Source organism: Streptomyces incarnatus, from assembly GCF_001027185.1.
Lineage (GTDB): Bacteria > Actinomycetota > Actinomycetes > Streptomycetales > Streptomycetaceae > Streptomyces > Streptomyces puniciscabiei.
The window spans coordinates 1,215,893-1,241,255 of the sequence record NZ_CP011497.1; the positions used below are offsets into that span (position 1 = coordinate 1,215,893).

Consider the following 25,363-nt stretch of genomic DNA (forward strand, 5'->3'; position numbering starts at 1 on the left):
GTCGTCATGGCAAAAGAGTTGGTTGCCGAGGGCGTGCTGACGCTGACGCTGCGCGATCCGCTGGGGGGTGAGCTGCCCGCCTGGGAGCCCGGCGCGCACGTGGATCTCCTGCTCGGGCCGGGGCTGGAGCGGCAGTACTCGCTGTGCGGCGATCCGGCGGAGCGGACCGCGTGGCGGATCGCGGTGCTGCGCGAACAGGACGGGCGGGGTGGCTCGGCGCATGTGCACGAGCAGGTGGGCGAGGGCGGGAAGGTACGGGTGCGCGGTCCGCGCAACCACTTCCGGCTGGAGCCCGCGCCCCGCTACCGGTTCGTCGCGGGCGGCATCGGCATCACCCCGATCCTGCCGATGCTCGCGGCCGCCGAACGGGCGGGCGCCGACTGGAGTCTGCTCTACGGCGGCCGCACCCGGGCCTCGATGGCGTTCACCGGGGAGCTGGCACGCTACGGCGGCCGGGTCACCCTCGCCCCGCAGGACGAGACCGGCCTGCTCGACCTGGGCCCGGTGCTGGACGACCCGCCCGACGGCACTCTGGTGTACTGCTGCGGCCCCGGGCCGTTGCTGGACGCCGTGGAGGAGCGCTGCCCGGCCGGAGTGCTGAGGGTGGAGCGGTTCCAGCCGAAGGACCGACAGGCCGGCGAGGACGAGGAGTTCGAGGTCGTGCTCGCCCGCAGCGGCCGTACCGTCACCGTGCCGCCGGCGGTGTCCGTGCTGGACGCGGTGCGCGCCGCCGGGGTCGAGGTGCTGTACTCCTGCACGGAGGGGACGTGCGGCACCTGCGAGACCGATGTGCTGGAGGGCGCCCCGGACCACCGGGACTCGGTCCTCGCCGAGGAGGAGCGGTCGGCGGGTGACACGATGATGATCTGCGTCTCCCGGTGCCGGGGCGCCCGTCTGGTGCTGGATCTGTGACGCGGTCCTCGGGTCAGGACGTCAGATAGGCCTCCACCTCACCGAACTGCCCTGCGGGCCAGCCCGTGTTGGCGCTGACGGTGAGGCGGAGGTACCGCAGGTTCGTGGTGCCCGGCAGGGCGACGGTGGCCGTGTTGCCGGTGGCCGGGTCGAAGCGGTAGCCCTGGGAGCCCACGACGGTCGAGTAGTTCGAGCCGTCGGTGCTGCCGAGCACGGTGATGGTCTGGGTGCGGGCGCCCCATGCCGAGGACGGCGGCAGCTTCAGCACCAGGCGGCGTACGGCGTAGGACGAACCGAGGTCGACCGTCCAGGACTGCGGGAAGGCGTTGTTGGTGGACTCCCAGTAGGAGTTCGGGTCGCCGTCGACCGCCTTGCCGGGCGTGTAGACGTCCTGGGAGCCGGTGGCGGTGGCCGGGCGGCCCTTGGCGAGGTCGCGGTTCGGGTCGGGGTCCGGGTTGCCCTGGCCGGGCTGGGGCCAGGTGGAGCAGTCCGACCAGGTACTGGACCAGCCGGAGTTGCCGCCGCCGTCGGTGAGCGTGAAGGAGCCGGAGTTCGCCGGGTAGGGGCAGTTGTAGACGCCGGCGGCTCCCACCTGGGTGGCGGTGACGTTCTTGAAGGTGGCCGCGCCCTGCGCCTCGGCCTGGACGACGACCGTGCCGGTGTTCCGCACGGTCGCGCCCGTCACGCTGACGTTCCGGACCGGGTAGCCGTGGCCGCCGCCGGAGACGAACTCGAAGGCGCTGTACGGGCTGTCGGTGATGGTGGTGTCGGTGATGTTCACGGTCGCGTCGATCGCGCTGTCGTAGGAGTCGACCCGCAGCGCGCCCATGGGGTGGTTCCAGTTGGGGTTCATCGCGCCGGTGCGGACCAGGGTGTTGCCGTCGACGGTGATGGTGCCCGCCAGCGGGGAGAAGGGGTCCAGGAACTTCTGATTGGAGATCGCGATGCCGCTGCCGAGGGCGTTGGTGTCGGAGATCAGGTTGTTCTTCACGGAGATGTCGGTACCGCCGTAGATCGCGATGCCGTTGGCGAGGTTGGGCTGCGAGACCGTGTTGTTCTCGAAGCTGGAGTCGGTGTCCGGTGAGTACAGCGACCACATGGCGAGCGAGTCGTCACCCTGGTTGCGCAGGAAGTTGTCGCGGACGACGACGCCCTTGGCGGTGCCGTTGAGGTTGATGCCGTCGGCGGTGGTGTCGAGGATGCGGTTGTTCTCCACCACCAGGTTGTCGTCGTTGCCCATCAGCCACATGCCGCACTTCATGTGCTGGATCCACATGCCGGAGACGGACGAGTCCGGGCCGAGGGAGCCGTTGACGAAGTTGTCCGGGCTGGAGTCGACGCGCTCGGTGACCTCCCCGATGACCGCGAAGTCCTTGAGGTGGACGTTTCCGGGCGAGCTGGACTGGTCGATGAACCGGGAGGTGTGCACCACCGAGTACCAGCTGCCGGCGCCCTGGAGTGTCACGTTCTGCACGCCGTTGAGGGACGAGGTGATCCGGTAGTCGCCGGGCGGGATCCACACCGTGCCGCCCTGGGCGGCGGCGATGGCGTCCCGGAAGGCCTGGGTGGAGTCGCCGTTGCCGCTGGGGTCGGCGCCCTTGGCGACGACCGACACCGAGCCGGCGGGCAGGGAGGCGGGCGCCGCGACCTGTTCGAAGTCGGCGACGTCGACGGTGACCTGGACGTTCGCCGCCTCGACGGCGACCTTGTCGCCGGGCTGGACGGTCTGGCCCAGCAGCAGCCGGGCGTTGTCGAAGAAGTGGTGCGTCCTGGCGCCGGGGATCCAGCCGGTGTCGATGTAGGAGTACTTGGAGGTGACGGTCAGGGTCCTCGCGAGCTTGACGCCGTTGACGTACACGTTGAGCGTGCCGGACTGGCCGTCGGGGACACTGTAGGAGACGTTCACGGCGTTGGCCGCCCGGGGAGCCGTGAACTCGACGCGCTGTCCGGAGGTGAGGCGCACGGCCTGCCGTCCGGATGCCTCCGAGGCGAGGGTGCCCTGGGTGTAGTCGGGGCCGATCTTGGTGCCGGTGGTGGTCGCCGACTCGGCTTCGACCGAGGTGAAGGGGAGGGTGGCGCCGGCGGCCGCGTGGGCTGCGGGCGCGACGGCGACGAGCGTGCCGGCGGCGAGAGCCACAGCGGCCGCAAGTGTTGGCATGCTCCTGACATATCTGTCCATGGCGCTCTGCATGTGCTGATCCCTTCGGGGTGGGGTGCGGGGATGGCGCGGTGCGTCGGCGGCTCAGCTCCGCAGCCAGGCCGCCGTGTCCTGCGGCAGTCGGCCCGTGTCGTCCAACGGCCCACTGGCGAGCAGGAGGTGGGAGTGTTCGGGAAGCTCGGCAGGGGCGGGTGCGAGGTTGACCACGCAGGTCATGCCCTCGGCGCGGGTGAAAGCGAGGACGCCGTCGGGAGCGGGCAGCCAGGTCAGGGGGCCGTCGCCGAAGACCGGGCGGGCGGCGATGGCCTCGCGGTAGAGGGAGAGCATGGAGTCGGCGTTCCGCTGTTGACGGTCGACCGCATACGATGGCCAGTCGACCGGCTGGGGCAGCCACGGCTCCTGCTGTGAACCGAATCCCGCATACGGCATACCGGCGACCCACGGCAACGGCACCCGGCAGCCGTCCCGCCCGGGGTCGACACCATTCGAGCGGAAGTACATCGGATCCTGTATGCGGTCGACCGGGATCTCGGCCTCCGGCAGCCCCAGCTCCTCCCCCTGGTACAGGTACACCGACCCGGGCAACGCCAGCGACAGCAGGGCGGCCGCCCGCGCCCTGCGGGTGCCGAGCGCGAGGTCCGTCGGGGTGCCGAAGGCCTTGGCGGCGAAGTCGAACCCGGTGTCCGCGCGGCCGTAGCGGGTGACCGTGCGGGTGACGTCGTGGTTGCACAGCACCCAGGTGGCCGGGGCGCCGACGGGGGCGTGTTCGGCGAGGGTGGTGTCGATGGCCGTCCGCAGCCGGGCGGGGTCCCAGGGGCAGGACAGGAAGGAGAAGTTGAAACCGGTGTGGAGTTCGTCGGGGCGCAGGTAGCGGGCGAAGCGTTCGGCGTCGGGGAGCCAGACCTCGCCGACGAAGACGCCGTCGTACGCGTCGGCCACGCGCCGCCAGGAGCGGTAGATGTCGTGCAGTTCGTCGCGGTCGACGAACGGGTGCGGGCCGGGGTGGGTGGCGAGGTCGGGCAGGGCCGGGTCCTTGGCGAGCAGGGCGGCGGAGTCGACGCGGACGCCGGCGACGCCGCGCTCGAACCAGAACCGCAGGACGTCCTCGTGCTCCTGACGCACCGCCGGGTGGGCCCAGTTGAGGTCCGGCTGCTCGGGCGTGAACAGGTGCAGATACCAGTCGCCGTCGGGCAGCCGCGTCCACACCGGTTCGGTGGAGCCGACGAACTGCGACGGCCAGTCGTTCGGCGGGAGTTCGCCGTGCGGGCCGCGCCCCGGCCGGAAGTGGAACAGCTCGCGCTCCGGGCTGCCGGGCCCGGCGGCGAGCGCCGCGCGGAACCACGGATGCCGGTCGGAGACATGGTTGGGCACGATGTCGACGATGGTCCGGATGCCCAGCCCGGCTGCCTCGGCGATGAGTTTCTCCGCCTCGGCGAGGGTGCCGAAGGCCGGGTCGATGGCCCGGTAGTCGGCGACGTCGTAGCCGCCGTCCTTCATCGGTGACAGGTACCAGGGGGTGAACCACAGGGCGTCCACGCCGAGTTCGGCGAGGTACGGCAGCCGGGCGCGGACGCCCGCGAGGTCGCCGGTGCCGTCGCCGTCGCCGTCCGCGAAGCTGCGGACGTAGACCTGGTAGATGACGGCCGAGCGCCACCAGTCGCGGTCCTTCGGGGCATGGGTGGGCTGTCCCACGGAGCTTGACCTTTCTGTAGCCGGTCGGTGGAGGAGGCGGCGGTGTCAGCCCTTGGTGCTGCCCGCGCTGATCCCGGCGATGATGTGCCGCTGGAAGACGAGGAACAGCGCCACCATCGGGATGCTGGCGATCACCATCGCGGCGATGAGCACGGTGAGCTGGAGGTTCTGTGACAGCTGGACCAGGGCCACGCTGATCGGCTGCTTGTCGGTGTCGGAGAAGACCATCAGTGGCCACAGGAAGTCCTGCCAGACGGCGACCAGCGCGAAGATCGACACCACGCCGAGCACCGGCCGGGACATGGGCAGCACCACCGACCACAGGATGCGCAGCTTTCCGGCGCCGTCGATCTCCGCGGCCTCCAGGACGTCGCGCGGCAACTGGTCGAAGAACCGTTTGAGCAGATAGAGGTTGAAAGCGTTCGCGACCGCCGGCAGCCAGATGGCCAGGGGGTCGTTGAGCAGGCTGGTGTGGATCAGCGGCAGGTCGGCGACCGTCAGGTACTTCGGTACGACCAGGGCCTGCGCCGGCACCATGAGGGTGGCCAGGATGCCGCCGAGGATCACCTTGCCGAAGGCGGGCCTCAGCCTGGACAGGGCGTAGGCGGCGGCCGTGCAGAACACCAGCTGGAACGCCCAGGCGCCGGCCGCCTGGACCACGGTGTTCCACAGGTGCCGTGGCAGCTGCATGAGGTCCCAGGCGTCGGTGTAGCCGCCGAGGCGCCAGTGTTCCGGGACGATCGTCGGCGGGGTCCGGGCCACCTCGTCCGGGGACTTCATCGCGCCGGTCACCATCCAGTAGACCGGGAAGAGGAAGGCGAGCGCGAAGAGGACGACGACGGCCGTGAACACGGTCCAGTAGACGGTCTTGCCGCGCGGGCGGGCGAGGGTGGCGGGGGAGATCAGGGTGCGGGTGCTCATGCGCTGTCCCCCTCGGTGCGGGTGAGCCGCAGGTAGACGGCGGAGAAGGCACCGAGCAGCACCAGGAGCATGACGCTGAGGGCGCAGGCGCTGCCGAAGTCGTTGTAGAGGAAGGCGTACTTGTAGATCAGGTAGAGCACGGTCACCGTGGCGTTCTCCGGGCCGCCGCCGGTGATGACGAACGGCTCGGTGAACACCTGCATGGTGGCGATGATCTGAAGCAGCATCAGCATCAGGATCACGAACCGGGTCTGCGGGACCGTGACGTGCCGGACGCGCTGGAGCAGGTGCGCGCCGTCCAGTTCGGCGGCCTCGTACAGCTCGCCCGGGATGGACTGCAGGGCGGCGAGGTAGATGAGGACGGTGCCGCCCATGTTGGCCCACGTCGCCACGATCACCAGGGAGACGAGTGCCGTGTCTGTGCCGTTGGACCAGTTCGAGGTCGGCAGGTGGAGGAAGCGCAGCGCCTCGTTGGCGAGGCCGGCTCCGGGGTCGTAGAACCACTTCCACAGCAGGGCGCTGACCACCGGCGGGATCATCACCGGCAGATAGACCACCACCCGGAAGAACGCCTTGGCGTGGCACAGTTCGTTGAGGACGAGAGCGAGGAGGAAGGGGATCGCGAAGCCGATCAGCAAGGCGAGCAGGGTGAAACACAGGGTGTTGCGCCAGGCCGCGCCGAATTCGGGGTCGTGCAGGACCCGGGTGAAGTTGGCGGTGCCGGCCCACTGCGGCTTCGAGCCGGGCGTGTACTTCTGGAAGGCGATGACGACCGCGCGGATCGCCGGGTACCAGGAGAACAGGGCGAAGCAGACGAGGCCGCCGAGGAGGAAGGCGTAGGCGCGGGCCTGGTCGGCGAGGCGGCGCCGCCTCCGGCCCCCTACCGGGGGCGGCGCCGGGACCGGGTGGACGGTGGCAGGCGTCACGGGCCGCCGTTCGGCCGTCTTCGTCATGGCGGTCAGCTCCGGGCCAGGATGCCGTCGATCTTGCCGGACGCGTCCTTGAGGAGGTGGTCGATGTCGGCCTCCTTCTGGGTGAGGACGGCGGAGACGGTGGAGTCGAGGACGGAGTAGATCTGCTGCGCGTCCGGCGGCTCGATCTTCATCTGCAGCTGCTGGTTGCCGTCGAGGAAGGCCTGGTAGTTCGCCACCGGGACGTTGGCGTTGGCCTTCTTGGCCTGCTGGTCCTTGGCGTCGGCGGCGCCGGTGAACAGGCGCGGCTCGGGCAGTCCGACGGGGGCGTCGTTCTTCTTCGCGCGGGCGTAGTCGCCGAGGAAACCGGTTCCCGGGGTCAGGAACATGTGGTCCAGCCACTTCAGGCCGGCCCGGATCCGGGCGGGGGTGTCGTGCTTGTTGAACATGTAGCCGTCGCCGCCGATGAGCGTGGCCTTGCCGCCGGGCATCGGGCCGATGGCGATGTCGTCGTAGTTCGCGCCCTTCTCCTTGACCAGGATGGGGATGTTGTCGGGGGCGGCGAGATACATGCCGAGGCGGCCCGAACCCATCATCTGCTGCACGTCGTTGATGACGAGCAGCTGTTTGCTGCCCATGGAGTCGTCGGTCCACCGCATGTCATGCAGGTTCTGCAGGACGGCGTGGCCCTCGGGGGTGTCGATGGTGGCCTTCTTGCTGTCGGCGCCGACGACGTCGCCGCCTTGTGAGTACAGCTCGGCGGTGAAGTGCCAGCCGCCCTGGTTCTGGGCGCTGTAGTCGGCGTAGCCGACGGTGCCGTCTCCGAGGGCGGCGATCTTCTTGGCGTCGGCGCGGACCTCGTCCCACGTCGTCGGGGGCTTGTCGGGGTCGAGGCCGGCCTTCCGGAAGAGCGAGCGGTTGTAGATCAGCCCCATGCTGTATCCGGTCCGCGGTATGCCGTAGACCTTTCCGTGCACGGTGTAGATGTCGCGCAGCTGCTTCTGGATGGTGTCGTAGGACTTCAGGTCCTTCAGGTACGGCGTGAGGTCGGCCGCCTGGTTGATGTCCACGACGTGCCTGGCGTCGGTGAAGTACGTGTAGAAGACGTCTTCCATCTGACCGCCGGCGAGCTTGGCGTCGAAGGTCTTCGGGTCCTGGCAGGGGAAGGCGTCGTGGGCGACGACGTCGATGTCCGGGTTGCGCTTCTCGAAGGAGGCCAGGTCGTCCTCGAAGAACCTCCGGTCGACCTTGGCGCTCCGGGGCGGCTCGCAGTTGACGGTGATGCGGGTCTTGCCGCCGGCCGAGCCGTCGCCGCTGCCCGAGCCGCAGGCGGTGGCGGCGAGGGCGAGCGAGGAACAGACGCCGATCGCGACGAAGGTACGGCGGAACCCGGTGCTTGTCATCGGTGGACCCCCTGATGGCACTCATGGCAGGAGCGGTGGGCGCCGCACACTCAAGCACCGCCGACACCTGACCGCAAGATGTCGCGCAAACTCTGTAATTATTTGACAGCCAGCTGGATCTACTCGATCACCGCCAGGCATTCACGCGCGCGGGGCTTGCGCGGTGGAGCCGCGCACCACCAGCTCCGGCTCGAACAGCAGCTCCTCGGCGGGTACGGCGGTGCCGCCGATCTGCGCGTTCAGCAGCTCCACGGCCGCGCGGCCCATGGCCTCGATGGGCTGGCGGACGGTGGTGAGCGGGGGCTCGGTGCAGTTCATGAAGGCCGAGTCGTCGTAGCCGACGACCGAGATCCGGCCCGGCACGTCGTACCCCTTGCGGCGCGCGGCCCTGACCGCGCCCAGCGCGAGCGGGTCGCTGGCGCAGATGATGCCGGTGACACCCCGGTCGATCAGCCGGGACGCGGCGGCGTGACCGCCCTCGATGGAGAAGATCGCCCGCGCGACGAACTCCTCCGGCAGGTCGCCGGCGATCGCCCGCGCGGCGGCCAGCTTGCGCGCCGAGGGCACGTGGTCGCCGGGGCCGAGGACCAGCCCGATGCGCTCGTGGCCGAGCGAGGCCAGGTGCCGCCACGCCTGCTCCACGGCGACGGCGTCGTCGCAGGACACACCGGGGAAACCGAGGTGCTCGATGGCCGCGTTGACCAGCACGACGGGGACGTTGCGGTCGGCGAGCAGCCGGTAGTGGTCGTGCGGGGCGTCCGCCTGGGCGTACAGGCCGCCGGCGAAGACGACGCCGGAGACCTGCTGCTGCAGCAGCAGGTCGACGTAGTCCGCCTCCGAGACACCGCCCTTGGTCTGCGTGCACAGCACGGGGGTGAGTCCGAGCTGGGCGAGCGCACCGCCGATGACCTCGGCGAACGCCGGGAAGATGGGGTTCTGCAGCTCCGGCAGGACCAGGCCGACGAGCCGGGCGCGTTCGCCGCGCAACTGGGTGGGGCGCTCGTAACCGAGGACGTCGAGGGCCGTCAGCACCGCCTGCCGGGTGGCTTCGGAGACGCCGGGTTTGCCGTTGAGCACCCGGCTGACGGTCGCTTCGCTGACGCCGACCTTCTTCGCCACTTCCGCAAGTCGTCGAGTCATGCGCGCAAGGATAGCGCAAATATTGCAAGCGGCTTGCGTACGACGCCCTGGAGTTCGAAGCGCCTGTGGATGTGCGGGTGGGGCGCCGTCGTGGCTCGTCGCGCGGCTCCTCGCGCCCCTTCGGGACGCTCCCCCGGCGTCCTTCGACCCGGCGCCGCCGGCGACCTGAACGCCGGCGGTGCCGGGTCAGCTCTCGGGGGACGGGACGATCGTGAGGTGACTCGCCGTGCTGCGCGAGCGGCGCGGACGGCGTACCGGCGTGGTGGACCGGCGGTTCTCGCGCAGGACCAGGGAGAGGCGCCGGTAGCCGAGGTCGCGCAGGGCCTCCGGTGTCTCCTCGACGATGCGGCACTCGGTCGGGCCGCGCCGCGGGTCGGGATGGAGCAGCAGGCGGACGGCGCCGTCCAGCCGGGTCGCGCTCTCGCCGACGGCACGGATCCAGTGCGGCAGGCCCTGCCGGTAGGCGGCCTCCATGAGCGGGTCCTGGGCGATGTCCCGGCGGATGGCCTGGAGTTCCTGGTCGTGGCCGTACGTCTCCAGGGCGGTCCTGAGGTGGGCCAGCATCGGCAGGCACCAGTCCGGTTCGTGCTCGCCGAGGACGTCGGCCGCGTCCGGGTGGAACAGGACGAACCGCAGGAAGTTGTCCCCGGGCATGGCCGTGGCGTGCCGGCGCACCCCGCGGAAAAGTGTCTCGAAGGCGCCGTTGGCCATGACCACGTCCCAGCGGTGGTCGACGACCAGGGACGGGCAGGCGAGGGACTCCAGCAGTGCCGCGTAGTCCTGCAGGTACGCCTGGGTCGCGCGGGTGTCGGGGACGGGCCGCGGTGCCGGCCGCTGCCCTCCTGCCTGATGTGCCATCGGGAGGTCACCCCTCTTGCCTCTGCGGCCTTCACGCGGCCCTGCGATCCTGCGGCCCGCGACAAGACCGTGTCAACTATCGTGGCATTTTGCGGCCGTTGACGGCTGAAATTCGCCACAGTTGTGGCGACACCTGGATGTGAGTTCGAGGCACCCGCTACTCTCCGGGAAGTTCACGGCGATCGCCCGTGAGAAGCACGCCGCATCTGAAGCCCTTGAGAGACGTAGGAGTTCTGTCGGTGACGGATGGCTACGAGGATCCGGGCGCCACGGCGACCGCCCAGCTGCCGGCCGTCGTCGCCCGCGTCACCGCGCTCGCCGACCGGCTCGGCGTGCCGCACGCCGAGGTCTTCGACGTCGGACGGCTCTCCGTGGCCTGCGGGGTCCCGGAGCCGGTGGTCAGGGCGCTGCTCGCGGGACGGCCGGCCGGCGAACCGGACGTCCAGGCACGCTTTCTGCAGCGCCTGGACCTGCTGCGGCGCACTCGGCTGAAACCCAACGGCCGCAAGTACACCCAGCAGGAGATCGCCGACGGCGCGGGCATGTCCCGGCAGCAGGCCGGCGCCCTCATCAACGGCGACCGGCGGCCGACCATGGAGCACTGCGACGCGCTGCAGCGCTTCTTCCGGGTGCACGCCGGCTTCCTGACCGCGGAGGACCCCGAGGCGCTGGCGGGCGCGCTGCAGCGCACCGAGCAGGAGCTGCTGACCAAGCTCGCCGACCGGGAGCGGGCCGCCGCCGGGGCCGAGGAGGATCCGCTGGAGCGGCTGCTGCAGGACCACGGGGTGCGCGGAATAGCCTGGCGGGCCGCGCAGTTGCCCACCGACCAGCACCGGGACAAGGTCGCGGAGTGGCTCGACATGCTCCTGGAGAGCGTCAAACGGCCCGAGTCGTGAGCCGGGGGAGGACTGTGGGCATCGGCAGGGACATGCGCCGGCTGTGCAACGAGCTGGTGGGCGGGCTGGCGCTGCCCGCACCGGCGCCGCCGCGGGAGCTGTACCGCGCGCTGTGCGAGGCGATGAGCCGCCGCCGGGGCCGGCCGGTGCACTTCCGTGCGGCCGCCTTCCCGCCGGGCACGGCGAGCGGCCTGTGGCTGGACCTGACCGACCGCGACCTCGTCGTCGTGGAGGAACGCACCGCGCCCGACCACCAGTTGGTCATCCTCGGCCACGAGCTGTGGCACATGCAGGCCGACCACCACGGACACCACGTCGGCGGCGTCGGGGTCGCCACGCGGCTGCTGCACGACGACACGGACCAGGAGGCGCTCCAGGCCACGGTGCAGCGGGTCGCGGCCCGGACCCGCTTCGACCTCACCGAGGAGCGGGACGCCGAGACCTTCGGTCTGCTGCTGGCCACCAAGTGCCGTACCTGGCTGGCCGGTTCGGCCCTGCGCGGCCCGGTGCAGCGCGACGACGTGGCCGGGCGCATCGAGGCGTCCCTGGGGTATCCGGGGCTGCAGGGCTGATCCGGGCTGCAGGGCTGATCCGGGCTGCAGGGCTGATCCGGGCGCAGGGCTGATCCGGGCGCAGGGCTGATTCGGCCGTGGGCTGATCCGGCCGTGAGGCTGAACCGGGCGCATGGCTGAACCGGGCGCAGGGCTGATCCGGCCACGGGGCTGAACCGGCCGTGAAACCGAACCGGTCGCATGGCTGATCGGCCGTGCGCTGAACCAGCCGTGAGGCTGACCGGCGTAAGGCTGACCCGAGACGGTACGGCGCAGGGCCCCTCAGCCGTGCAGTGGTTCCGGGCGGCCGGTTGCCGTGTGCTGGTCGGCGGCCGTCCCGGATCGTCACCCCTGCAGGCCTCACCGAAAGGATTCGGCCTCGGCTGAGCGGGCGAACCGGGACGCGGCCGAACGGCGTTGTCAGTGGTGGGCGGCAAGCTGGAGAGGTGCGCCGCAGGGCGCGCGACCGTGACGCCTACTCGGGGAGAGCCGACCGATGCCCACCACCGCCGTACTGACCGACCGTGAGCGCACCGCCGTACAGGCCTATCTGCGGCTGCTGCATACTGTGCGCGCCGCCTTCGACGGGCCACCGGACGGCGGCCGGCCCGGCCTGGTGCCGCCCGCCGTGCTGGCCGAGGCGGAGCAGGCCCTGGCGCGCGCCGGCCTCGCGGGCAACGAGGAGCAGTTCTTCCGGCTGCTGCGCGACTGGTGTCCGCCGGCCTGAGCGGGCCGGGCGCGCCGCGCCACTGCCGGGGGTTCAGGGATGCGGGACGACCACGGCGGTGGCGACCACCCCGTCGCGTACGGCCCACCGGCCGTCGAAGACCTGGAGCCGGCGGCCGCCGACCCGGGGCCCGGGGACCAGGAGTTGGGCACGCAGGGTGCCGTGCGGCTCCCCGCCGGGGCCCGGGTCGAGGGTGATGTCGGCCTCGGTGAAGTCCAGCCAGCTGCGGACCAGGGGGAACCACGCCTTGTAGACGGACTCCTTGGCGCTGAACAGGATCCGGTCCCAGTGGACGTCAGGGCGCTGCCCGGCGAGCCGGTCGAGCCGCTCGGCCTCGGCGGGCAGGAACACGGACGCGCCGACCCCGTCCGGGAGCCGTCCGTGCGGTTCGGCGTCGATGCCGAGGGAGGCCAGGTCGGCGGCGCGGGCCAGGGCGGCGGCGCAGTAGCCGTCGCAGTGGGTCATGCTGCCGATCAGGCCGTCCGGCCAGCGCGGTGCGCCCCGCTCGGCGCGGAGGATGGGCTGCGCGGGCACGCCGAGCTTCTCCATGGCACGCCGGGCGCAGCCGCGTGCGGCGGTGAACTCGCGGCGGCGTTTGGCCACGGAACGTGCGACGAGCGCTTCCTCCCCGGGGTAGAGCGGTGCGTCCCACAACGGGTCGTCACCGTGTGCCTCCACGGCCACGACCAACTCCGGGAGCAGCTCCTCGATCACCGGTTTCGACCTCCGTCGGCAGGATGCGGCGCAGTCTTCCCGGCGGCTCCGGCCGCTTGCGCCATTCGCGGGGATAGCCCACGGAGACCTCCTCGAAGCGGACTCCGTCGTGCCAGGTGGTGCGCGGGATGTGCAGATGGCCGTAGACCATGGTCGCGACGCGGAACCGGCGGTGCCAGTCGGCGGTCAGCAGGGTGCCGCACCACATGGCGAACTCGGGGTACCACAGCACCTCGGTGGGATGCCGGTGCAGCGGATAGTGGTTGACCGGTACGACGGGCAGGTCCGCGGGCAGTTCGGCAAGCCTGCGCTCGGTCTCGGCGACCCGCGCCCGGCACCAGGCGTCACGGGTCGGATAGGGGTCGGGGTGCAGCAGGTACTCGTCGTTGCAGACCACGCCGGTGCCCTCCGCGTAGGCCAGGCCCTCGGCCTTGGTGGCGCAGCCGGGCGGCAGGAAGGAGTAGTCGTACAGCAGGAACAGCGGGGCGACGACGACCGGGCCGCCGGGGCCGTGCCACACCGGGTAGGGGTCCTCGGGGGTGACGACGCCCAGCTCGCGGCACAGCTCGACCAGGTACTCGTAGCGGGCGACGCCGCGCAGGGTGACCGGATCCTTCGGGTGGGTCCACAGCTCGTGGTTGCCGGGGGCCCACAGCACCTTGCGGAAGCGGCCCGCGAGCTGCTCCAGGGTCCAGCGGATGTCGGCCACCGTCTCGGCGATGTCACCGGCGACGATCAGCCAGTCCTCGTCACTGGTGGGCCTCATGTCCTCGACCAGTGCGCGGTTCTCGGGATAGCCGATGTGCAGGTCGCTGATGGCAAGCAGCTGCCCGGCCCCGGCCGCAGACTCCACCCTGCACCCCTTTCGATCATCCTCCGCCGGAACCACGAGAACACATGCGCGGACACCCGGACAAGAGGCTCCCCGGTCGCCGTGTCGCGGAGGCCGCGGCGGACCGGCGCCGATCGGAGGGACCCCGGCGCGCCTACTGGACGAGTCCCGGAAATCCGTAACATCCGCGTTGCACGCGCGGGCCTTTGAAAGCCGTATGATCGCCCCGACACCAACACCCACATCTCCCTTTTCTCAGGGATTGTTTGGCGTCCCTTCCTTCCTCCTGCCCGGGCACGGGCCGCTGAGCCCTGCCCGAAAACCACGAAAGGCGGCCTGCATGCTCTCTCGCGTACGCGTCTGGCTCAACCGCACGTACGCGGAGAACGTGTTCTTCATGGATCAGCTGCGCAGGAATCCCAGCGATCGCGCGGTGGAGATCCATGCCACGCACGGGGACCCCGACTCCCCCGTCCTGGCCGCCGCCGACACCGCCGACCTGGAACCGGAGGGCCTGTCCCCGGCCGCCTATGTCGAGTACGCGCTCGACCAGTGCGCCCGGCGCGGCATCGACGTGTTCGTGCCCCGGCTGCACCAGGCGGCGATCGTGCGGCACCGCGCGGAGTTCGCGGCGGCGGGTACGGCGCTGCTGGCGCCGACGCCCGAGGCGGTGGCCGTGTTCGAGGACAAGGCCACCGCGTACGAGGCGGTCCGCTCGGTGGGCGTCCCGGTGCCGCCGTGGTGGCGGGTGCGGACGGCCGACGAACTCCTGGCCGCTGTCGAGGAGTTGGAGGCGGCCGGGCACAAGGCGTGCTTCAAGCCGGCCGCCGGGGCCGGCGGGGTCGGCTTCCGGGTGATCACCCGCGCCCCGTTCTCCCTCGGCCACCTCGAGGGGTTCCCGAGCCCGTACGTCCAGCTCGACCTGGTCGTCGAGGCGCTGCGGCGGTCCGGGCAGCCGGTGGACTGGCTGGTGATGCCGCGCCTGGAGCAGCCCGAGGTGTCGGTCGACTGCCTGACCGGGCCGGACAGCCGGCTGCGGCTCGCGGTGGGCCGCACCAAGAACGGCCGCCGGAGGGGCTTCACCCGGGACGAGCGATGGCTGGAGCCGGCCCGGCTGATCGCGGAGGGCTTCGGGCTGCACCACCTGTCCAACATCCAGTTCCGCATGCTCGGCGACCGGCCGGTACTGCTGGACGTCAACACGAGGCCCTCCGGGGGGCTGCACCAGGTGTCGCTGTGCGGGGTGAACATGCCCTGGGCCGCCGTGCAGTTGGCTCTCGGTGAGGACCCCGGGGTGATCGAGCCGCCGTTCCTGGGGCAGGACTACACGGTGGTCGCGGGCCCGCGCTCTCTTCTCCCCGCGGCGCTTCCCCGGCAGCGGGAGGCGGAGATGGGGGCGGAGATCGCCCTTCCGGCGTTGCCTGCGCAGGCGGCTTCGGCGGTGGAGGTCCTGCCGCTTTAGGTCGTACGCCGGCTGTGGGTTGTTCGTGGTTGTTCGCGCCCGCGCGGCGGAGCCGCATATCCACTACAGCCCCGCGCCCCTTCGGGCGCGGGCCCCCTTGACAGCAGGATTGGTCCATACCAAATTCATGGGCGCACCTCCGCACAGCCGTGCACTCCCGAACACCCCATCCCCACAGGGAGATCGCGTGCGCAATCCACTCGGACGTCACAGACGTCGGCTTCTCGCTCTCCTCGGTTCCGCCGCCCTGGCGGTCGGCGGGGCCATCGCCCTTCCGGGTACCGCCCAGGCGGCCAACATCCTCACCAACCCCGGCTTCGAGTCCGGCGGCCTGTCCCCCTGGACCTGCACCGGCAATCTCGGCTCGGTCGTCTCCTCCCCCGTGCACAGCGGCTCGAAGGCGCTGCAGGGCGCCGTGTCCGACAGCGACGACGCGCAGTGCAGCCAGACCGTCGCCGTCCAGCCGAACACGACGTACACCCTCAGCGGCTGGGTACGCGGCAGTTACGTGTACCTGGGCGTGAACGGCGGCGCCTCGACCTGGACGACGTCACCGTCGGCGTACAGCCGCCTGAGCGTGTCCTTCACCACCGGTGCCTCGCAGACCAGCGCCACCATCTATGTCCACGGCTGGTACGCCCAGGGCACCTACTGGGCCGACGACATCGGCCTGGACGGCCCGGGCGGCGGCGGGGGCGGCGGCGACACCCAGGCGCCGACCGCCCCGACGGGCCTGACCTCGACCGGCAGGACCTCGTCGAGCGTGTCGCTGTCGTGGAACGCCGCCACCGACAACGTCGGCGTGACCGGTTACGACATCTACAGCGGCTCGAACCAGGTGCTGACCGTCTCCGGCACGTCCGCCACGGTCAGCGGGCTGTCCCCCAGCACGTCGTACACCTTCACGGTGAAGGCGCACGACGCGGCCGGGAACGTCTCGGGCGCCTCCAACGCCGTCTCCGTGACCACGGACGCGGGCAGCGGCGGCGGGACCGGGTTCAAGCAGGCCGCGCCGTATCTGTACGAGGGCTGGGGCGATCCGCCGAGCCCGACGACGGTGATGAGCGCGACCGGCATCAAGTGGTTCACCATGGCGTTCGTGCTGGACTCCGGCGGCTGCACCCCGGCCTGGGACGGCAGCCGGCCGCTCACCGGCGGTGCCGACCAGAGCGCGATCAACGCCGTCCGGTCCGCCGGCGGTGACATCGTGCCGTCGTTCGGCGGCTGGCAGGGCAGCAAGCTCGGCGCCAACTGCTCCTCGGCGGCCGCGCTCGCCGGAGCCATCCAGAAGGTGATCGACGCCTACGGCCTGAAGGCCGTCGACATGGACATCGAGAACACGGACGAATTCGAGAACGAGGCCGTGCAGGCGAAGATCCTCACCGCGCTGAAGACGGTCAAGGCGAACAACCCCGGCCTGAAGACCATCGTCACCTTCGGCACCTCGACCACCGGGCCGACGTACTACGGCAACCGGCTGATCGAGCAGGCGCAGTCACTCGGCGCGAACATCGACGTGTTCACCATCATGCCGTTCGACTTCGGCGGCGGCTCGGACATGTACGGCAACACCGTGAACGCCGCGGAGGGCCTGAAGAACAAGCTGAAGTCGACCTTCGGCTGGGACGACGCGACCGCCTACGCCCACATCGGCATCTCGGGCATGAACGGGCTGTCCGACCAGCAGGAGACGACCACCCCGGCGATCTGGACCCAGATCCGCGACTGGGCGAACGCGCACCACATCGCGCGGCTCGCCTTCTGGTCGGTCAACCGGGACCGGCCGTGCGCGGGCGGCGGCGTGGTGAGCAACTGCTCCGGCATCAGCCAGAACAACTGGCAGTTCACCTCGATCACGGCCGGCTTCACCGGCTGATCCGTACGGTCGAGCGCGTGGGGGTGCCCGGTCCGGGCACCCCCACGGGCGAACCGGGAATCAGAACCGGCCCGCGGTGGCCCGGTTCGGTGCCGGTGCCGGCGCCGGCGCCGAGCACCGTGACCCTGCGGACCGCCGTCGCCTGGCCACGGACGCCGCTCTCGGCGCGCGGGACGTCCAAGCGGGTGAGGTGGAGCGTGCGGCGGTCGGCGGAGAGGGTGCTCGGACCGTAGTGGCGCCCGGCGGGCAGGCCGCGGACCGTGCCGTACACCGCCTCCGCGTGCCCGCGGATCCACTCCCCCAGCGCCTCCGGACGCTCGGCCTGCGGCTGCGGGACGGGGTCAGCTCCTGCGCAGCCGGAGCGTCAGGATCTGGAAGGGCCGCAGCTCGACGGGCACCCCGCCGTCGGCCACCCCGGCCTCCCGCAGCGGCCGCTCCAGCAGGTCGGTGACCGAGGCGCCCGCGAGCGGGAAGCCGGTCCGCAGCACGCCCCGGGCCCGGCCGCCGCGCGACTCGTACAGCCGTACCACCACGTCACCCGAGGCGTCGTCGGCCAGCTTGACCGCCTCGACGGTCACGCCCTCCCCGTCCACGGAGACGACCGGCTCGGGCTCGCCCGCCGAATCTGCCACCCGCAGGGGGAGGTTGAGGGCGTAGCCCTCGGCGACGGCGTCCTCGATGCTCGCGCCGGGGAGCAGGGAGTAGGTGAAGCGGTGGCGGCCCTGGTCGGCCCCGGGGTCCGGGATGCGCGGGGCGCGCACCAGGCTGAGGCGGACCGTGGTCGTCGTACCCCCGTCCTCGCGGACCGTGCGGGAGACGTCGTGGCCGTAGGTGGAGTCGTTGAGGACCGCGACGCCGTAGCCGGGCTCGGCGATGTGCACCCAGCGGTGACCGGAGACCTCGAATCGGGCCGCCTCCCAGCTGGTGTTGGTGTGCGTCGGGCGCTGGATGTGCCCGTAGGCGATCTCCGCGGAGGATTGCGGGGCCCGGATGTCCACCGGGAAGCCCGCCTTGAGGATCTTCTCGGTCTCGTGCCAGTCGATGTCGGTCTCGAAGTCGATGCGGGGGCTGCCGGCGCGGAGCGTGATGGTCTGGGTGATCGTCGAGCCCTTGCCGAAGGACCGCGAGACGCGGATCGAGCCGAGCAGCGGGTCCTGCTCGGCGATCTCGATCTCCGAGGCCTCCAGCAGGTCCGTGTAGCGGTTCCTGTAGTGCTTGTCGATGTCCCAGGCGTCCCAGTAGTTCGGGAGGTCGGTGTGCAGGCGCAGCAGGTTGCCCTGGCCGGCGAGGACTTCGCGGCCGGCGCGCAGGTCGGCCACGGAGGACAGGGTGCCGTCCTCGGCGACCTCCACGCGGACCAGTCCGTTGTCCAGGACCCGCCCGTCGACCGTCACCGGCTGCGGGGGCTCGGCGCCCGTCAGGGGCGCGCTGCCGCTCGCGGGGACCTCCACGTACGCCGGTGCGCCCGCCGCCGTGCGGATCACCTCGGCGCGGTCGAACGGGCTGGTGTTGAACACGCGGGGGCCGCCGTCGCCGAGCGCGGCCACCGCCTCGGCCGTCAGCTCCTCCAGCTCCCTCGCGACCCGGGCGTACTCGGCCTCCGCCTCGCGGTGCACCCAGGCGATCGAGGAGCCCGGCAGGATGTCGTGGAACTGGTGCAGCAGCACCGTCTTCCACAGCCGGTCGAGCCTGTCGTACGGGTAGGCGTAGCCCGGTGCGTGCAGTGCGGCCGTCGTCGCCCACAACTCGGCCTCGCGCAGGCGGTGTTCGGAGCGGCGGTTGCCCTGCTTGGTGCGGGCCTGGGAGGTGTACGTGGCCCGGTGCAGCTCCAGGTACAGCTCGCCGACCCACACCGGGGCGTCCGGGTACTCCGCGCGGGCCTTGGCGAAGAACGCGTCGGGGTGCTCGATGACGACCTTGGGCGAACCCTCCAGGTCCCGCAGCCGCCTTGCCCGCTCCATGATCTCGCGGGTGGGGCCGCCCCCGCCGTCGCCCCAGCCGAAGGGGGCCAGGGAGCGGGTGGCGCCGCCCTTCTCGGCGTAGTTGCGCACCGCGCGGGACATCTCCTCGCCGCTGAAGCGGGCGTTGTAGGTGTCGACCGGCGGGAAGTGCGTGAAGATGCGCGTGCCGTCGATGCCCTCCCACCAGAAGGTGTGGTGGGGGAAGGTGTTGGTCTGGTTCCAGGAGATCTTCTGGGTGAGGAACCAGTCGTTGCCCGCGAGCTTGGCCAGCTGCGGGTAGGCGGCGCTGTAGCCGAAGGAGTCGGGCAGCCAGACGCCCTTGGTCTCGATGCCGAAGTGCTCGATGAAGAACCGCTTGCCGTGGATCAGCTGGCGGGCGACGGCCTCGCCGCCGGGCAGGTTGCCGTCGGCCTCCACCCACATGCCGCCGACGGGCGCCCACTGGCCCTTCTCGACGGACTTCTTGATCCGCTCCCACACTCGCGGGTAGGTGTCGTGCACCCATGCGTACTGCTGGGCCTGCGAGCACGCGAAGACGAACTCCTCGTACTCGTCGGCCAGGGACGTCACGTTCGAGAACGTCCGGGACGTCTTGCGCTTGGTCTCGCGGATGGGCCACAGCCACGCCGAGTCGATGTGCGCGTGGCCGACGCCGGAGATGATGTGCGCGCTGGCGTGGGCGGGCTTGGCCAGCACCGGCTTCAGGGCCTCGCGTACGGCAGGGGCCGAACCGGGGACGTCGTCCAGGTCCAGCAGGTCGAGGGCGCGGTCCAGCGCGTGCAGGATCTCGTGCCGGCGCGGCTCGTGCTCGCCGAGTTCCGCCGTCAGCTCGCGCAGCACCTGGAGGTCGAGGTCGAGGTGCCAGACCTCCTCGTCGAGGACGGCGAGGTCGGCGCGCCGGAAGGTGTACAGCGGCCTGTCGCCGGCGGTCAGGACGTCGCCGAGCGGAGTCGGCGCCGCGAAGCCGTTCGCCAGGATGTCCGGGTTGGAGGCGGCCTCGACCAGGTAGCGCACGGCCTCGCCCCCTTCCGCCGGGTTGGCGATCGGCACGTACTGGTTGAGCGGGTTGACCGCCTTCAGCGGGGTCCCGTCGGTGAGGTGGACCAGGGCCTCGGCCTGGTTGCCGGGCCAGTCGCCGACGAAGCCGAGGTCGATGACCGCCTCGACGCGCCTGCCGGCCCACTCCGCGGGCACCCGTCCGCTCATCCGGAACCAGGTCGTGCCCCAGGGCGGCCCCCAGGGGGTGTCCATCGCGAAGGGCTCGTACGGCGCGGCCGCGGCCTGAGCGAAGGGCACCGGCTCGCCCGGCGCCTGCCAGGCCTCGACCGCGAGGGGGGTGGTGGCCGCGTAGGTCGCGGGCTTGATGCGCTGGTGGTGGAGACGCGCGGCGCGCTCCTCGATCCTGCGGCGTTCGTCGTGCATCAGGGTCTCCAGTGCGAGGTGGGCAAGCGGTGGGCGTGCAGGGCAGCAAGCGCTTTCCGGCGGGCGTTCACCTAAGGTACGCGAGGCCCGGATGGACCTCGGTGTACCCCTCGACCAGCCGGCGGGCCACGTTCACGGAGTCGACCAGCGGGTGCAGCGCGAAGGCCTTCACGGCGGTCGTACGGGAGCCCGACTCGGCGGCGGCCAGCACCTCGCGCTCGACGGCCTTCACCGCGCAGACCAGGCCGGTGGCGTGGCCGGGCAGCGGATCGACGGCGACCGGGTGGGCGCCGCCCGCGTCGACCAGGCAGGGCACCTCGATGACGGCGTCCGTGTCCAGGACGGACAGGGTGCGCCGGTTGCGGACGTTCAGGATGAGGGTCGTGCGCTCGTCGCGGGCGATGGCCCGCATCAGGGCCAGGGCGACCTTCTCGTAGCCGCCGGAGAGGTCGTCGGCCTCGCGCTCGCCGGCGCCGGCCGTCTCCCGGTTCTCCGCCATGTACGTCGCCTCGCGCTCGGCCCGGGTGCGGTCCCAGGCCGCGAGGGCCGACACGTCGGTGCGGACGGCCTCCTCGTAGAAGCGGGCCTGCTGGTCGCGCAGGAAGGCACCGCGGGTCTTCTCGGCCTGCTGGTAGGCGCGGACGGCCTCGCGGTTGAAGTAGTAGTAGTGCAGGTACTCGTTCGGGATCGCCCCGAGCGACTGGAGCCAGTCGACGCCGAAGAGCCTGCCCTCCTCGAAGGAGCCGAGCAGGCCGGGGTCGGCGAGCAGGCGCGGGAGTTCGTCGCGGCCGGCGATGCGCAGGCCGCGGACCCAGCCGAGGTGGTTGAGGCCGGCGTAGTCGATCCAGGCCTCCCTCGGGTCGGCGCCGAGCACCCGGGCGATACGGCGGCCGAGGCCGACCGGTGAGTCGCAGATGCCGATGACGCGGTCGCCGAGGTGGCGGGACATGGCCTCGGTGACGAGACCGGCCGGGTTGGTGAAGTTGATGACCCAGGCGTCCGGGGCGAGCCGGGCGACGCGGCGCGCGATGTCGACGGCCACGGGGACGGTCCTGAGGCCGTAGGCGATGCCGCCCGCGCCGACCGTCTCCTGGCCGAGCACGCCCTCGGCCAGGGCCACGCGCTCGTCGTTCGCCCTGCCCTCCAGGCCGCCGACGCGGATCGCCGAGAAGACGAAGTCGGCGCCGCGCAGCGCCTCGTCGAGGCCGGTCGTGGCGGTCACCCGGGGAGCGTCCTCGGCGCCGGCGGCCTGCTCGGCGAGGACGCGGGTCACCGCGGACAGCCGGCCGGCGTCCAGGTCGTGCAGCACGACCTCGGTGACCCGCCCCTCGCCGCGGTCGCCCAGCAACGCCCCGTACACCAGCGGCACCCGGAACCCGCCGCCGCCCAGAATCGTCAGCTTCACGCCTGAACCCTTCCCGCCAGGACCACCTCGACGCCCGCTTCCTGGAGCGAGGAGCGGGTCACCGGGTCGACCGGCGCGTCCGTCACCACCACGTCCAGATCCTCGGGGCCGCAGACCCTCGCCATGCCCGTACCCGGGAACTTGGCGGAGTCGGCCGGCAGGACTCCCTTGTCGCCGCCCTTGATCATGGCCCGCTTCACGGGCACCTCCACGACCGTCGTGTCCCTCACCCGCCCGCCCGGGCGCACACCGCCGGCGCCGCGCCGTCGGTCACCATCGCCGCCGCACGCGCCGCTCTCGCGTCCTTCTCGGCCACGCGCACCTCGGCGACCTCGGCGAAGGGCTGGTCGCCCTCCTCGACGACCGCACCGCCGTGCACCCGCGTGAGCAGACCGTCCTCCTCCAGCCTGACCAGGTCCCGCCTGACCGTCGCGGGGCTCACACCCAGCTGCCCGGAGAGGTCGGTGACGGACGCGGGGCCGGCGGAGCGCAGGGCCCGCAGGATGAGTTGGTGTCGTCGTTCCGCGAGCACACTGTGAACACTACTCATCATGTTCACTCACTTCTATGCTCACTTCTGCTCGCCTATTGACCACGCTTCGGTCTGCGCACCTCGCCGGCCACCGTCTTCGGGGACGACTTCCACGGCGCGTACTGCCGTGACGTCCTCAGCGCCCAGGAGGACGTCGGCCTCTCCCGTTCCCGCACCGCCGACGGCCGGCCCACCCCCCTCCCCAGCGCCTGGGCCCTGCAGGGCACCGGCGACCTGCCGCAGTACACCCAACGTCCGCATGCCGTTCCCCGGATTCCCGGTCGAGCAGCGCGGAGCGAGCGTCGGTTACGATCCGCCGGGACGAAGGGTGACAGGGGCGACAGGGGTGAGGTGTCCGTGGGTGAGCGGTCCGCGGCCGATCGGTTGCTGGCCGTGCTCGGCGCGTTCGACCAGGAGCATCCCGCCCTCTCCCTGACGGACATCAGCCGCCGGGCCGGGCTCAGTCTCACCACGGCGCACCGGCTGGCGGGCGCCCTGACCGCGTGGGGCGCGCTGGAGCGGGACGCGGCCGGGGTGTACCACGTGGGGCTGCGGCTGTGGGAGGTGGCCGCGCTCGCGCCGCGCGGCCTGGGCCTGAGGCAGCTGGCGCTGCCGTACCTGGAGGACCTGTACGAAGCGACGCACGAGAACGTGCAGCTGGCGGTGCGGGACGGCACCGAGGTCGTCTACATCGAGTGGCTGTCGGGCCGTTCGGCGGTGGGCGTGCACATCCGGGTCGGCGCGCGCTGGCCGCTGCACGCCACCGGCGTCGGCCTCGCCCTCCTCGCCCACGCGGGCCCGGACCTGCAGGAGGAGTACTGCGCCGGGCCGCTGGCCGCCTTCACCCCGTACACGATCACCGATCCGGGGCGGCTGCGCCGTACGCTCGCCGAGGTGCGCCGCTCCGGCGTGGCGGTGAGTGAGCGTCAGGTGACGGAGGACGCCCTGTCGGTGGCGGCGCCGGTGCGCGGGCCGGGCGGTGACGTGGTGGCGGCGGTGTCGGTGGTGGTGCCCCGGGCGGGTGCGCAGGTCCCGGCGCTGGCCCCGGCGGTACGGCTGGCGGCCCGGGGAATCTCCCGGGCGCTGGGCTGGCGGCCGCAGTAGGGCGAGCACGGGAGACCTCCTTGAGCCGGCTCACACCCTCCCGCCGAAGAAGACCCGCACCTCCCGGATGAGCCCGTCGCGGACGGTGATCGCCTCCCTGTTCCGGCACCGGTCACCTCCGGCGAGCTCGTACTCGCACTGAACGAACACCACCTCCTCGTCCGCGGCGACGACATGCCGACTGGAAGGCGGGCAGCGCGGTCTGAGCCGGGTCTGAGCGGGTACGGGTGGCTTCACCCCCTGAACTCCCCTGCGGATCAAGGACTTTCCTTGTTTCATCTCTTGACGACCGCAGGGGCGGGGAGCACATTGGCGGCACCTTGAGAGCGCTCTCACGTCAGCGTGGGAGCGCTCTCACAACGCCCCGCACACTCCCCGTACCGAGAGGCCCCCATGAGCGATTCCTCCGGCATACCCAGACCCCGCCGCCCCCTGCGGCGCGCCCTCGTCGCAGCCGTCGCCACGCTAGGCCTGGCGGCGGCGATCGCCACGGCCGCCACCGCACCCGCGGGCGCCACCGCCCCCACGCCCCCGTCCGGCTGGAGCCAGGTCTTCCTGGACGACTTCAACGGCGCGGCGGGCTCCGGCGTCAACACCGCCAACTGGCAGTACGACACCGGCACTTCGTACCCGGGCGGTGCCGCGAACTGGGGCACCGGCGAGGTCGAGTCGATGACGTCCAGCACGAACAACGTGGCTCTCGACGGCAACGGCGACCTGCTCATCACCCCGCGCCGCGACGCCTCCGGCAACTGGACCTCCGGCCGGATCGAGACCACCCGGACGGACTTCCAGCCCCCGGCCGGCGGCAAGCTGCGCGTGGAGGCCCGGATCCAGATGCCCAATGTGACCGGGGACGCGGCCGCCGGCTACTGGCCCGCGTTCTGGATGCTGGGCGCGCCCTACCGCGGCAACTACCAGAACTGGCCCAGTGTCGGCGAGCTGGACATCATGGAGAACGTCCAGGGCCTGAACAAGACCTGGGCCACCATGCACTGCGGCACCAACCCGGGCGGCCCGTGCAACGAGACGACGGGCCTCGGCAACTCGACGGCGTGTCCGAACACCACCTGCCAGTCGGGCTTCCACACCTACACCATGGAGTGGGACCGCTCGGTGAGCCCGGAGGCGATCCGGTTCTCCGTCGACGGCGTCACCTACCAGACGGTCACGGCGAACCAGGTGGACGCGACCACCTGGGCCAACGCCACGAACCACGGCTTCTTCGTCATCCTGAACGTGGCGATGGGCGGCGGCTTCCCCGCGGCCTTCGGCGGCGGCCCGACCGCCGCCACGGATCCCAACCACCCGATGGTCGTCGACTACGTGCAGGTGCTGCAGTCCTCCGGCAGCGGCGGCGGCACCACTCCCCCGCCGCCCGGCAACCGCGACGCCTACAGCGCCGTGCAGGCCGAGTCCTACGACGGCCAGTCCGGCATCAGCACGGAGACGACCACGGACACCGGCGGCGGCCAGGACATCGGCTGGATCGCCAATGGCGACTGGGCCCTGTACAAGGGCGTGAACTTCGGCTCCACAGCGGCCACCCAGTTCTACGCCCGGGTGGCGAGCGGTGCCGCGTCCGGGGTGAGCGGCCTGGTGGAGGTGCGCCTGGACAGCCGCTCCAACCCGCCCATCGGCAGCTTCGCGGTCGGCAACACCGGGGGCTGGCAGTCCTGGCGGACGGTTCCGGCCAACATCGGCTCGGTGACCGGAACCCACGACGTGTACCTGACCTTCACCAGCGGCCAGCCGGCCGACTTCGTGAACGTCAACTGGTTCGACTTCGGGCACTGATCAGTCGGCGACAGGGGGTTGGCCCGTACCCGCGGGTCGGCCCCCGTCTCGTCATCTGCGGGGCGGTCAGCTCTCGGACGACTCGTGCG

At 71.5% G+C, this 25,363-nt stretch carries 19 protein-coding genes and 2 pseudogenes; 8 read left to right on the plus strand and 13 right to left on the minus strand.

Features of this window, described 5'->3' with window-relative positions; translation table 11 throughout:
- Positions 1-6: 6 nt before the first annotated feature.
- Entirely contained in the window at positions 7-912 is a 906-nt protein-coding gene (locus ABB07_RS05375) for a PDR/VanB family oxidoreductase (protein WP_208903287.1), read from the plus strand.
- 13 nt (positions 913-925) lie between these two features.
- Here the strand turns inward: ABB07_RS05375 and ABB07_RS05380 are convergent, their stop codons facing one another.
- From ABB07_RS05380 to ABB07_RS05410, 7 genes are all read right to left on the minus strand, one after another.
- Positions 926-3,103 (minus strand): discoidin domain-containing protein, encoded by a 2,178-nt coding sequence (locus tag ABB07_RS05380; protein ID WP_208897626.1) that lies wholly within the window; start codon positions 3,101-3,103, stop codon positions 926-928.
- 51 nt (positions 3,104-3,154) lie between these two features.
- A complete protein-coding gene (locus tag ABB07_RS05385) occupies positions 3,155-4,762 on the minus strand; it encodes a glycoside hydrolase family 13 protein (RefSeq protein WP_208897627.1) in 1,608 nt (535 codons plus the stop codon).
- 45 nt (positions 4,763-4,807) lie between these two features.
- Positions 4,808-5,683, minus strand: coding sequence for a carbohydrate ABC transporter permease (locus tag ABB07_RS05390; protein ID WP_208897628.1), 876 nt, complete (start codon positions 5,681-5,683; stop codon positions 4,808-4,810).
- On the minus strand, positions 5,680-6,636 hold the full coding sequence (locus tag ABB07_RS05395; protein WP_208897629.1) for a carbohydrate ABC transporter permease: 957 nt from the start codon (positions 6,634-6,636) through the stop codon (positions 5,680-5,682). The genes ABB07_RS05390 and ABB07_RS05395 overlap by 4 nt, the downstream gene beginning before the upstream one ends.
- 5 nt (positions 6,637-6,641) lie before the next feature.
- Positions 6,642-7,997: an ABC transporter substrate-binding protein gene (locus ABB07_RS05400; protein WP_208897630.1), complete on the minus strand. Its 1,356-nt coding sequence runs from the start codon at positions 7,995-7,997 to the stop codon at positions 6,642-6,644.
- A gap of 141 nt (positions 7,998-8,138) precedes the next feature.
- Complete coding sequence (locus ABB07_RS05405; RefSeq protein ID WP_208897631.1) at positions 8,139-9,137, minus strand: LacI family DNA-binding transcriptional regulator; 999 nt, start codon at positions 9,135-9,137, stop codon at positions 8,139-8,141.
- Positions 9,138-9,323: 186 nt separating this feature from the next.
- The gene (locus tag ABB07_RS05410) at positions 9,324-9,995 is read right to left on the minus strand and encodes an MmyB family transcriptional regulator (protein ID WP_208897632.1); all 672 of its coding nucleotides are present in this window, start codon (positions 9,993-9,995) and stop codon (positions 9,324-9,326) included.
- Between the two features lie 239 nt (positions 9,996-10,234).
- On the opposite strand from ABB07_RS05410, the gene ABB07_RS05415 reads away from it, so the two are divergent.
- The 3 genes from ABB07_RS05415 to ABB07_RS05425 all read left to right on the plus strand — a co-directional run bounded on the left by ABB07_RS05415 (position 10,235) and on the right by ABB07_RS05425 (position 12,169).
- On the plus strand, positions 10,235-10,891 hold the full coding sequence (locus ABB07_RS05415) for a helix-turn-helix domain-containing protein (protein ID WP_208897633.1): 657 nt from the start codon (positions 10,235-10,237) through the stop codon (positions 10,889-10,891).
- A gap of 32 nt (positions 10,892-10,923) precedes the next feature.
- Positions 10,924-11,463, plus strand: a complete 540-nt coding sequence (locus tag ABB07_RS05420) for a toxin-antitoxin system, toxin component (RefSeq protein WP_208903288.1) — start codon at positions 10,924-10,926, stop codon at positions 11,461-11,463.
- A gap of 475 nt (positions 11,464-11,938) precedes the next feature.
- The gene (locus ABB07_RS05425) at positions 11,939-12,169 is read left to right on the plus strand and encodes a hypothetical protein (protein ID WP_208897634.1); all 231 of its coding nucleotides are present in this window, start codon (positions 11,939-11,941) and stop codon (positions 12,167-12,169) included.
- Positions 12,170-12,202: 33 nt separating this feature from the next.
- On the opposite strand, the gene ABB07_RS05430 is transcribed toward ABB07_RS05425, so the two are convergent.
- Together ABB07_RS05430 and ABB07_RS05435 are read right to left on the minus strand one after the other, a co-directional pair.
- Positions 12,203-12,883: a 4'-phosphopantetheinyl transferase family protein gene (locus ABB07_RS05430; RefSeq protein ID WP_208897635.1), complete on the minus strand. Its 681-nt coding sequence runs from the start codon at positions 12,881-12,883 to the stop codon at positions 12,203-12,205.
- Positions 12,831-13,736: a metallophosphoesterase family protein gene (locus tag ABB07_RS05435; protein ID WP_208897636.1), complete on the minus strand. Its 906-nt coding sequence runs from the start codon at positions 13,734-13,736 to the stop codon at positions 12,831-12,833. The genes ABB07_RS05430 and ABB07_RS05435 overlap by 53 nt, the downstream gene beginning before the upstream one ends.
- Positions 13,737-14,055: 319 nt before the next feature.
- Here ABB07_RS05435 and ABB07_RS05440 point away from each other — a divergent pair, with 319 nt between their 5' ends.
- The gene (locus ABB07_RS05440) at positions 14,056-15,177 is read left to right on the plus strand and encodes an ATP-grasp domain-containing protein (RefSeq protein ID WP_208897637.1); all 1,122 of its coding nucleotides are present in this window, start codon (positions 14,056-14,058) and stop codon (positions 15,175-15,177) included.
- A gap of 187 nt (positions 15,178-15,364) precedes the next feature.
- Positions 15,365-17,053, plus strand: a complete 1,689-nt coding sequence (locus ABB07_RS05445; protein ID WP_208897638.1) for a carbohydrate binding domain-containing protein — start codon at positions 15,365-15,367, stop codon at positions 17,051-17,053.
- A 73-nt stretch (positions 17,054-17,126) separates the two neighbouring features.
- Here the strand turns inward: ABB07_RS05445 and ABB07_RS05450 are convergent.
- From ABB07_RS05450 to ABB07_RS41485, 4 genes and pseudogenes are all read right to left on the minus strand, one after another.
- A pseudogene (locus ABB07_RS05450) lies at positions 17,127-17,390 on the minus strand (alpha-L-fucosidase); the annotation flags it as partial.
- A gap of 4 nt (positions 17,391-17,394) precedes the next feature.
- Positions 17,395-20,436 carry an alpha-mannosidase gene (locus ABB07_RS05455; RefSeq protein WP_208897639.1) on the minus strand — a complete coding sequence of 1,014 codons (3,042 nt, stop codon included), beginning with the start codon at positions 20,434-20,436 and terminating at the stop codon, positions 17,395-17,397.
- 67 nt (positions 20,437-20,503) lie between these two features.
- Entirely contained in the window at positions 20,504-21,841 is a 1,338-nt protein-coding gene (locus ABB07_RS05460) for a 6-phospho-beta-glucosidase (protein ID WP_208897640.1), read from the minus strand.
- A pseudogene (locus ABB07_RS41485) lies at positions 21,838-22,373 on the minus strand (DeoR/GlpR family DNA-binding transcription regulator). The gene ABB07_RS05460 and the pseudogene ABB07_RS41485 overlap by 4 nt, the downstream one beginning before the upstream one ends.
- A gap of 357 nt (positions 22,374-22,730) precedes the next feature.
- Here ABB07_RS41485 and ABB07_RS05470 point away from each other — a divergent pair.
- Positions 22,731-23,477 carry an IclR family transcriptional regulator gene (locus tag ABB07_RS05470; RefSeq protein ID WP_208897641.1) on the plus strand — a complete coding sequence of 249 codons (747 nt, stop codon included), beginning with the start codon at positions 22,731-22,733 and terminating at the stop codon, positions 23,475-23,477.
- A 393-nt stretch (positions 23,478-23,870) separates the two neighbouring features.
- On the plus strand, positions 23,871-25,274 hold the full coding sequence (locus ABB07_RS05475) for a glycoside hydrolase family 16 protein (RefSeq protein WP_208897642.1): 1,404 nt from the start codon (positions 23,871-23,873) through the stop codon (positions 25,272-25,274).
- Positions 25,275-25,363 lie beyond the last annotated feature (89 nt).

Bases quoted from the DNA above. Each gene is read 5' to 3' on its own strand.
- ABB07_RS05375 (WP_208903287.1), top strand. From the start codon at position 7: ATGGCAAAAGAGTTGGTTGCCGAGGGCGTGCTGACGCTGACGCTGCGC.
- ABB07_RS05380 (WP_208897626.1), bottom strand. From the start codon at position 3,103: ATGCAGAGCGCCATGGACAGATATGTCAGGAGCATGCCAACACTTGCG.
- ABB07_RS05390 (WP_208897628.1), bottom strand. From the start codon at position 5,683: ATGAGCACCCGCACCCTGATCTCCCCCGCCACCCTCGCCCGCCCGCGC.
- ABB07_RS05395 (WP_208897629.1), bottom strand. From the start codon at position 6,636: ATGACGAAGACGGCCGAACGGCGGCCCGTGACGCCTGCCACCGTCCAC.
- ABB07_RS05400 (WP_208897630.1), bottom strand. From the start codon at position 7,997: ATGACAAGCACCGGGTTCCGCCGTACCTTCGTCGCGATCGGCGTCTGT.
- ABB07_RS05405 (WP_208897631.1), bottom strand. From the start codon at position 9,137: ATGACTCGACGACTTGCGGAAGTGGCGAAGAAGGTCGGCGTCAGCGAA.
- ABB07_RS05410 (WP_208897632.1), bottom strand. From the start codon at position 9,995: ATGGCACATCAGGCAGGAGGGCAGCGGCCGGCACCGCGGCCCGTCCCC.
- ABB07_RS05420 (WP_208903288.1), top strand. From the start codon at position 10,924: ATGCGCCGGCTGTGCAACGAGCTGGTGGGCGGGCTGGCGCTGCCCGCA.
- ABB07_RS05425 (WP_208897634.1), top strand. From the start codon at position 11,939: ATGCCCACCACCGCCGTACTGACCGACCGTGAGCGCACCGCCGTACAG.
- ABB07_RS05440 (WP_208897637.1), top strand. From the start codon at position 14,056: ATGCTCTCTCGCGTACGCGTCTGGCTCAACCGCACGTACGCGGAGAAC.
- ABB07_RS05455 (WP_208897639.1), bottom strand. From the start codon at position 20,436: ATGCACGACGAACGCCGCAGGATCGAGGAGCGCGCCGCGCGTCTCCAC.
- ABB07_RS05475 (WP_208897642.1), top strand. From the start codon at position 23,871: ATGAGCGATTCCTCCGGCATACCCAGACCCCGCCGCCCCCTGCGGCGC.